We start from the raw sequence: 7,971 nt of genomic DNA, 5'->3' as shown, positions 1-7,971 counted from the left end.
CCAAGCTTTATTACGGTGTCATAAACCGGCAAGGACCAAGCGTATAAAGAAAAAGAAATATTCCCGCTGAAAGCGGGAACAAAAAGAATGGGATCATATGTTAGAGCTCTAAAAGAGCTATTCACCAAATAAAAAAACCATACCCGTATAAGGTATGGCTACCATGCCTGACCTGCAGACGACCTGAAAATCAGGCATTTGCAAGCATTACCAAACCACATCCAAGCATACCTAAATACGCCTGTCATGATTAAGCACAGCATAATAAACTCCTTTCCAAAAATACGGGGAGGCATAACCGTTTCCAGTTACACCCACAGGCCACCAGCCATAGCATTGCCTTAGACTGGGAAGCTCGGAGTTGTATGCGATTTTAACTTATTAAAATAATAACATAGCAGTCCGGATTAAGCCAGTATTTTTTATAACACCGCATTCATACTGAGCAGAAAATAAATAAGCATAGCCGCCAATAACAAAGTTAGACAACCGAAAAGTATGGCGGCTTTGTGATTCTTCCAAAAAGATCCTGATTTGTCCGACATGTCCCATCCCCCCCTGCTGGCCTTCCCCATCCAAGTTGGCCTGAACCCGTTACCTTATTGTATACAGGCGGAGGGGCTTCCTCCAAGTGTTTTCTTCAGCCGGCTACAGAGGAGTCAAATGCTTAATGGCGCCAGTATTTCCGATCCAGACTGCGATACTGTATGGCCTCGGCCAGGTGATGGGCCTGCACCCTTTCGCTTTGCTCCAAATCCGCAATAGTGCGGGCTACCTTTAAGACCCGGTCGTAAGCGCGGGCGCTCATACGCAGGTGCTTAAAGGCCATTTTCATCATGGTATCGGCCCGGGCGTCCAGCTGGCAAAACTGTTTTATCTCCTTGGGCCCCATCTTGGAGTTGAGCATCCCGGGCAGATGGTTGAAGCGCTCGGCCTGCACCTCTCTGGCTCTGACGATGGCCTCTCTCATCATGGCGGTACTCAAACCTGTGGAATTGTCTGTCAAATCTTCATAGTGTATGCGCGGCACCTCCAGGTGAATATCCATGCGATCCAATAATGGCCCGCTGACCCGGTTTAAATAACGCTGCACCTGCAGCGGGGTGCAGCGGCATTCAAGGTCTGACCCTAACAGGCCGCATTGGCAGGGATTCATAGAGGCGATCAAACAAAAGCTGGCAGGATAGGTGTAAGTGGCCTGGGCCCTGGCTACGGTGACGGCGCGGTCCTCCAGGGGCTGCCGCAAAGCTTCCAGGACGTCGCGGTTGAACTCTGGCATTTCATCCAGAAACAAGACCCCGTTAAGCGCCAGGCTGATTTCTCCGGGCCGGGGGATCTTGCCCCCGCCGATTATGCTGGCCGAAGAGGCGTTTTTATGAGGGCTCCTGAACGGCCGGGTCAATATGAGGGGCTGATCTGCGCTGAGCAGGTTAGCCACCGAATAAATACGGGTTGTTTCCAGGATTTCATCGCGGCTCATGGGAGGCAGGATGCCGGGGAAGCGGCGCGCCAGCATGGTCTTCCCGCCTCCCGGGGGGCCGATCATAAGGACATTATGCATTCCGGCAGCCGCAGTCAGGAGGGCTCTTTTGGCAGTCTCCTGGCCGCGCACCTCGGCAAAATCATGGCTTTCACGCTGGCTCCCCAGATTGTCCAGGCTTACCGTAGCGGTAGGGGTAATGGTCCGGTCGCCCTCCAGATACTCCCCGGCCTGTTTGAGGCTGGTTACCGGGATTATTGTGATGCCTCCGGTAACGGCTGCTTCAAGGCTGTTGGCTGTGGGAACCATAAATATGCTGCCGGCCGGATCCTGGGAGAGTTTCAGCGACATGGAAAGAATACCGGGGACGGGGCGCAGAGTTCCGTCCAAGGAGAGTTCGCCGGCCAGGTAAGTGTTGTCGGGCGGGGAGGTATTCAGCTGTGATGAGGCTAAGAGAATGCCGATAGCAATGGCCAGATCAAAATGGCTGCCTTCTTTTTTTAAATCAGCAGGGGCCAGATTAACGGTAATGCGCCGGTTAGGGAACTCGTAGCCCGAGTTTTTCACAGCGGCGCGCACCCTTTCCCGAGCTTCCTTGATGGCCACAGACGCCAGGCCGACCACATCAAAAGCCGGCAGTCCGGAGTGAATGTCCACTTCAACCTTGACAGGCAAGGCGTTAATGCCGGCCAGCACCAAAGTATTTACACTTGCAAGCATGTTCAAGACCTCGTTGTTCGGATAAATGGGATAAACTGGTTAGCAACAGTTTACCATATTTATCCATGGGCATAAGACATCTGCAAGAAAAATTTATCCTTCAACCCAACCGGGAAAACCGTATCACAGACGGTTTAATCTGCCTGCGAAGCATATCGTCCATACTGCCGGGCCTGTTTACAAGGACGGCAAACACGGTGAAGAGGACCTGCTGTAAATTTGCATGCGGAATATAAGGAGGGTATTATGAATGGCATATCGCGAAATTCTCTTGACGACTTTATGGTGATGTATGATGGAATAATGGTTTGCGGATTTCCCATCATTGCATGCGAAATAATCAATTTCTGTCTCCGCTGAACTTTACTGCCGCTTGATTCGTTAATTGCCTTAATGACCGCGGGGGGATGGGGGGCAAGCGCCCTCGTTCAAGATCAGCAATAAATCCGCAAAACGCTGCAGATGGTAGCGGGCCAGATTGCATCGGGTCCCATCGCCGATGGCGGCGCAGTCCATGTTGGCGGCCAGGGCCGCCCGGATGCCGGATTCGGCGTCTTCAACCACCAAACATTGCGGCGGGTCAATACCCAAACCGGCGCTGGCTTTTAAAAACACTTCCGGGTCAGGCTTGGAGCGGGTGATGTGGGTGCCGTCCGCTACAGCGTCAAAGTAATTTTCCAGTCCGAGCCGTTTTAAGATGTATGCGGCATTCTTGCTGGAGGAGCCTATGGCCATAAGAATCCCCCGGTCTCTTATCCGCTCCATGGTGTCTTTCACCTCGGGGTCCAGGTCGGCCGGCGACATGTTTTGCAGCAGACTGAGATAGAGTTCATTCTTTTTTTGGAGGTAATGATCCTTCTCCTTCTGACCAAGCCGGCGGGGGCAATACTCCAGAATGATCTCCAGGCTTTCAGCGCGGCTGATCCCGCGCAGGCGGTTATTGATGGTTTCATCAAAATGTGCCCCGATTTCATCGGCTATCTGTTTCCAGGCCTGATAGTGATAGCGGTCGGTGTGGCAAATAACCCCGTCCAGGTCGAAAATAACCGCTTTATACTTCATGAAAAGACTCCCTTGGCCATACTGCCGGGCGGGCAACGGTAAGGGTGTCCGCCACAAGATACTCCCGGCCGTATACGAATATCTTTTTGGCACTGCCGCATTCCAGGGTGAGAATACATTCGTTTTCTTTAACGTGCACCATGATCCGGCTGTCTTCAATGCATATTTTGAAGCGGTAAGCCGTCCAGGCCCGGGGCAAAACCGGGGCCAGAAATATTCCGCTTTCTTTAAGCCGGAAGCCTCCGAAGCCATAAACAACGCCCATGTAATTATTGCCCATATTGGCGATATGAAGGCCATCCTGGGTATTATTGTGTTTGTCGTCCAGATCTAAGCGGGCGGTATCCTTAAAATAGGCAAAGGCCTTCTCGGTCATACCCAGGCGAGCCGCCATGATGCCAAATATGCCCCGGGAAAGCGAGGAATCATGGGTGGTGACTTTTTCATAAAAGTGGTGGGAATTAAGCATGGTTTCCTCGGATTGGGCGTCTTCCAGCAGAAAATGGGCCAGGACCGTATCGGCCTGTTTGCATACCTGGTGACGGTATAAATACAGGGGATGATAATTGAGCAGCAAAGGAAATTTATCCGGGGGAATCTCCTTGAGGTCCCAGGACTGCTTCTGTAGAAAAGAGTCGTCCTGGGGATTGATTTTCAGCTTTTCATCATAGGGCAGATACATATGGTCGGCGGCTTTTTTAAAAGCCTCGATTTCTTGCGGTCTTATTTGTATTTTTTGTTCCAGTTCATTCAAACCGCCGCTGCTTTTTAACAGATGATAAATTTTGACCGCCCAGTGCAAATGATATTGGGCCAGCACATTGGTATAATAATTGTTGTTTACGATGCAGGTATACTCGTCGGGACCGGTCACGCTGTTGATATGGAAGCGGCCCTGGTGGAAATTCCCCACCTCCAGCCATAAACGGGCGGTTTCCCAAATAATCTCGGCGCCCACCGCTCGCATAAACATGAGGTCTTTGGTCGCCAGATAATAAGCGATGATCGCATAGGCAATATCCCCATTGATATGGTACTGGGCGGAACCGGCCGGGAAAAAACCGGAGCATTCCCGGCCCATGATGGTTCGCCAGGGATAAAGCGCTCCGCTTTCATGTCCCAAAATGCGGGCGTTTTCCCGGGCCATATCCAGGGTGGCATAACGATAGGTGATCAGCTTTTTGGAAATATCGGGATTGGTGATGGTGAAAAAAGGTTGAATATATATTTCCGAATCCCAGAAGTATTGCCCCTCATAGCCGTCGCCGCTCAGTCCTTTGGGGGCGATATTGCTGTATTCATCCTTGCCTACCGATTGGATCAATTGATACAAGCTGAAACGGATGGCGTGATTCAACGGCTCGTCGCCGTCGATTTCGACCGCGCAATTGCTCCAGTATTCGCTCAAATAGGCGGCTTGCTTTTTATACAATTCTCCCAGATCAACCGCCAAAGCCTGTTTCATCTCTATTTCCGCCTGCCGCCGGCAATCGGGGTAGCGAATCGAATCGCAGAAGACCGCATATTTGATCAGCCTGATTTTTTGGCCCGGTTGGGCCCGGGTGACAAATTGGCAGATGGCATCGTGGTTGTCAATGATGAATTCTTGCTGGTGCTCCTGAAACAACTGATTTTTTACGCAACTGCAAACCTCCAGGCCTGATTTTGAAGTTCGGGAGGTGATATAAGAGGCGCCCTCTTTTATTTCGCAGTTTAACGGAATCAAATACTGGATGCATTCGTTGGCCAGGCGGGGATCGCAGGGATGAACATAATTTAAAACGGTTCCGTCATGCACCGATTCGATGACCGCTTTAGCGCAGAAATTCAAGGGCTCCACTTCATATTCGATGGTAAACAGGGGGAGCTGGTGAAAGGAAGCCATCCGGGTAACGGTCAGTCGGAGTTCTTTTCCCCGGGGTGAAAGCCAGCGGACATTTCTCACCGTTATCCCCCGGTCCATATCCAGGCTCAACTGGCTGTCCAGAATGGTTCCCCTGAACATGCTGAATTCTTCGTCGTCGAAAGTTATCCTGATGGTTTGCGTGTTGGCTATGTTTAAAGTGGTTTGTTTTTCTTCCACCAGTCCGTACAATTTTTCAGATTGCGGCACTCTGGCGTAATCGTAAAACCCGTTGATGTATTGACTGGGGGTAACGTCATATCCCGGCGGATATCCTTCCTCCAGGTCGTAGCGCACGCCGATATATCCGTTGGCGTTATGAAAAAGAACCTCGTGGAGCTTCATATGATAGAGCCCCAGATTGAAATTTCCAACTTCGTATACAGCCGGTTTATTCTTCATAAAATCTCTACTCATCCTTACCCTTATTGCTGATGGCGGCCAATTTTTTCAGAATCCCGCGCATAGACTGCCAGGATTTGATATGATAGTTGGCATTGGTATTGCCGATGCCTACTTTGATCGCGAAAGAATCCGGCGGAAGGGACGCGAACAGATCTTCATCGGTATAATCGTCTCCCGCCCCCAGTATAAAATCAAAATTATTATGCTGAATAAACAACGAGGATACATATCCTTTGTTCACCCGGCCGTCTTTGATTTCCAGGACTTTGTTGCCTTCCTGAAGCCCCAGAGTGGTCGATTGGGTCAGCGACAGCAAGGCCTCTTTCATCTCGCTCAGCTTAATGGCGCTCATATCCGGATCACATTGGCGGTAATGCCAGGCCAGGGAATATTCTTTCTCCTCGATGAAGGAGCCGGGCATACGGTCGGTATATAATTCCAGTATATGACGGACCGAATCTTTCCATTCGTTGTCCAAAGACACGGTCATGGTCCACTCTTTTTGATCGCAACGCCGGATCCACAAGCCGTGGGAGGCTAAAAGATTCAAGTTCAGATCCCCCAGCCATTCCTCCATAATGTTTTTATCGCGGCCGGAAACAATCACCACCGTATTCTGCGGGTCATTGGCCAAATCCGCCAGCAGCAGCTTGAGCTCCTGATCCGGCCCGGCCTGTTCGGGAATGGTCTTAAACCCCACCAAAGTCCCGTCGTAATCCAAGAAAAGGACTCTGTTGCCCGCGCTTTGATAGGCTTGCTCTATTTTGTAAAAGTCTTTTTCGATATTCTCCGAAACACTCTGACCGTTGTCTTCCATGACATGATTCAAGGCGTTCAAAAATTCACTGGCCCAGAAGTTTACATTATAACGTTTTAAGCGTTGATGCATTTTTTTATTTCTGGTCCTAGCCTCATCCCCGGGCATCTCGAGCGCAGCTTTGATCCCCGAGGCAATGGCGTCATAATCATTGGCGTTGACGATCACCGCTTCTCCCAATTCGCTGGCCGCGCCGGCTGTTTCACTGATAACCAGCATGCCTTTGTAATCGGTTCTGGAGGCGATATATTCTTTGGCCACCAGATTCATGCCGTCTCTCAGCGGCGTTACCAGTAACACGTCGGCCCGTTTGTAAAAATAAATCAGGCTGTTTTGAGAGAAGGAACGAAAGAAAAACCAGATAGGCATCCAACTGAAGGTCCCAAACTCGCCGTTTATTTTGCTGACCAATTCTTCTATTTCTTTCAACAGCTCATCGTAAGAGCCCACCCCTTCCCGGGAAGGGGCTACCAGCAGATACAGCTTGATTTTTTCCCGATACTGCGGATATTTGAGCAGGAATTTGCGATAAGCTTTGATGCGTTCCGGAATGCCTTTGCTATAATCGAGCCGGTCTACCGATAAAATTATTTTGCTGCCTTTAACATTTTCAATAATGTCGCCGGTCTCCTGCTGAAATTTTTCCGGGTCGCATTCTCTGGCAAAATAATCATAATCGATGCCCATGGGGAAGGCGTCTACTTGCACGTATCGATCTTCATAACTGATTTTATTGAAATTATGATCGGAACCCAGCAGTCTGCGCACACTGCTCAAGAAGTGACGTACATAGTCGTAAGTGTGAAATCCGATTAAATCCGCGCCCAACAGGCCGCTCAGTATTTCTTCCCGCCATATCAGCAATCTGAAGATTTCAAAGGAAGGAAAAGGAATGTGCAGGAAAAACCCCACTTGCGACTGGGGGTATTTTTCTTTGATCATCTGGGGCAGCAGCATCAAATGATAATCATGCACCCAGATAATATCGTTTTCCTCGATAATCGGCTCCATGCTCTCCAAGAATTTTCGGTTCACGCTCTGGTAAGCTTCCCAAGCTTCATGGTCATACTCGGTTTTATTCTTGAAGTAGTGGAATAGCGGCCATATGGTTTTGTTGCAAAAGCCATGATAATACAAGCTGATATCCTGATCGGATAAAAAAACCGGCCGGCACTGATATTCTTCTTGGAGCCTTTTTTGTACATGGTCTTTTTCGCCGGAAGGCATATCTTCATCGGTTATTCCCAACCATCCGACCCACACGCTGCCCGCTTGCTGGTGATAATTCTTCAAACCGGTAGCAAGCCCGCCGATGCTGTTTTGAAACGCAAAACCGGCTGCGTTTCTCTGCACCGTTACCGGTAAACGATTGGAAACCAGAATCAATTTACTCATAGGCCTCTCCTCCCCGCCGGTTTCCTGAAGTCATTTTGCATAAAACGCCGAGCTTCAAAAAAACAAAACAGCCTGCTTGTTCAGGTTACTGACCGTTCCGGCAGATACCTGATATTGCCATTATTATTATAAATTATAACATAACTGCTTTTTTCCATCAGTAAGGCCTTGCTTGGGGTAGATAAAAAG

Annotated in this window: 4 protein-coding genes and 1 riboswitch; all 4 genes read right to left on the bottom strand. The window is 49.7% G+C overall.

Going from position 1 to position 7,971, the window contains the following annotated elements; translation table 11 throughout:
* Positions 1–253: 253 nt before the first annotated feature.
* A riboswitch (molybdenum cofactor riboswitch) is annotated at positions 254–373 on the bottom strand.
* Positions 374–667: 294 nt separating this feature from the next.
* Positions 668–2,200, bottom strand: coding sequence for a YifB family Mg chelatase-like AAA ATPase (locus B3W37_RS15845; protein ID WP_483171455.1), 1,533 nt, complete (start codon positions 2,198–2,200; stop codon positions 668–670).
* A 390-nt stretch (positions 2,201–2,590) separates the two neighbouring features.
* The gene (gene pgmB / locus B3W37_RS15840) at positions 2,591–3,262 is read right to left on the bottom strand and encodes a beta-phosphoglucomutase (protein WP_483176399.1); all 672 of its coding nucleotides are present in this window, start codon (positions 3,260–3,262) and stop codon (positions 2,591–2,593) included.
* Positions 3,252–5,567 (bottom strand): glycoside hydrolase family 65 protein, encoded by a 2,316-nt coding sequence (locus B3W37_RS15835; protein WP_483176398.1) that lies wholly within the window; start codon positions 5,565–5,567, stop codon positions 3,252–3,254. Before B3W37_RS15835 ends, pgmB begins: the two co-directional genes overlap by 11 nt.
* Positions 5,568–5,574: 7 nt before the next feature.
* A complete protein-coding gene (locus tag B3W37_RS15830) occupies positions 5,575–7,782 on the bottom strand; it encodes a bifunctional alpha,alpha-trehalose-phosphate synthase (UDP-forming)/trehalose-phosphatase (RefSeq protein ID WP_483171452.1) in 2,208 nt (735 codons plus the stop codon).
* Between the last annotated feature and the right edge of the window lie 189 nt (positions 7,783–7,971).

The organism is Syntrophomonas sp. UBA5494 (assembly GCF_002426325.1).
This window is presented reverse-complemented; position numbering and strand designations above follow the sequence as displayed.

What these genes read in the sequence shown, in the direction of transcription:
- B3W37_RS15845 (WP_483171455.1), bottom strand. Translation starts at nt 2,200, where the DNA reads ATGCTTGCAAGTGTAAATACTTTGGTGCTGGCCGGCATTAACGCCTTG.
- pgmB (WP_483176399.1), bottom strand. Translation starts at nt 3,262, where the DNA reads ATGAAGTATAAAGCGGTTATTTTCGACCTGGACGGGGTTATTTGCCAC.
- B3W37_RS15835 (WP_483176398.1), bottom strand. Translation starts at nt 5,567, where the DNA reads ATGAAGAATAAACCGGCTGTATACGAAGTTGGAAATTTCAATCTGGGG.
- B3W37_RS15830 (WP_483171452.1), bottom strand. Translation starts at nt 7,782, where the DNA reads ATGAGTAAATTGATTCTGGTTTCCAATCGTTTACCGGTAACGGTGCAG.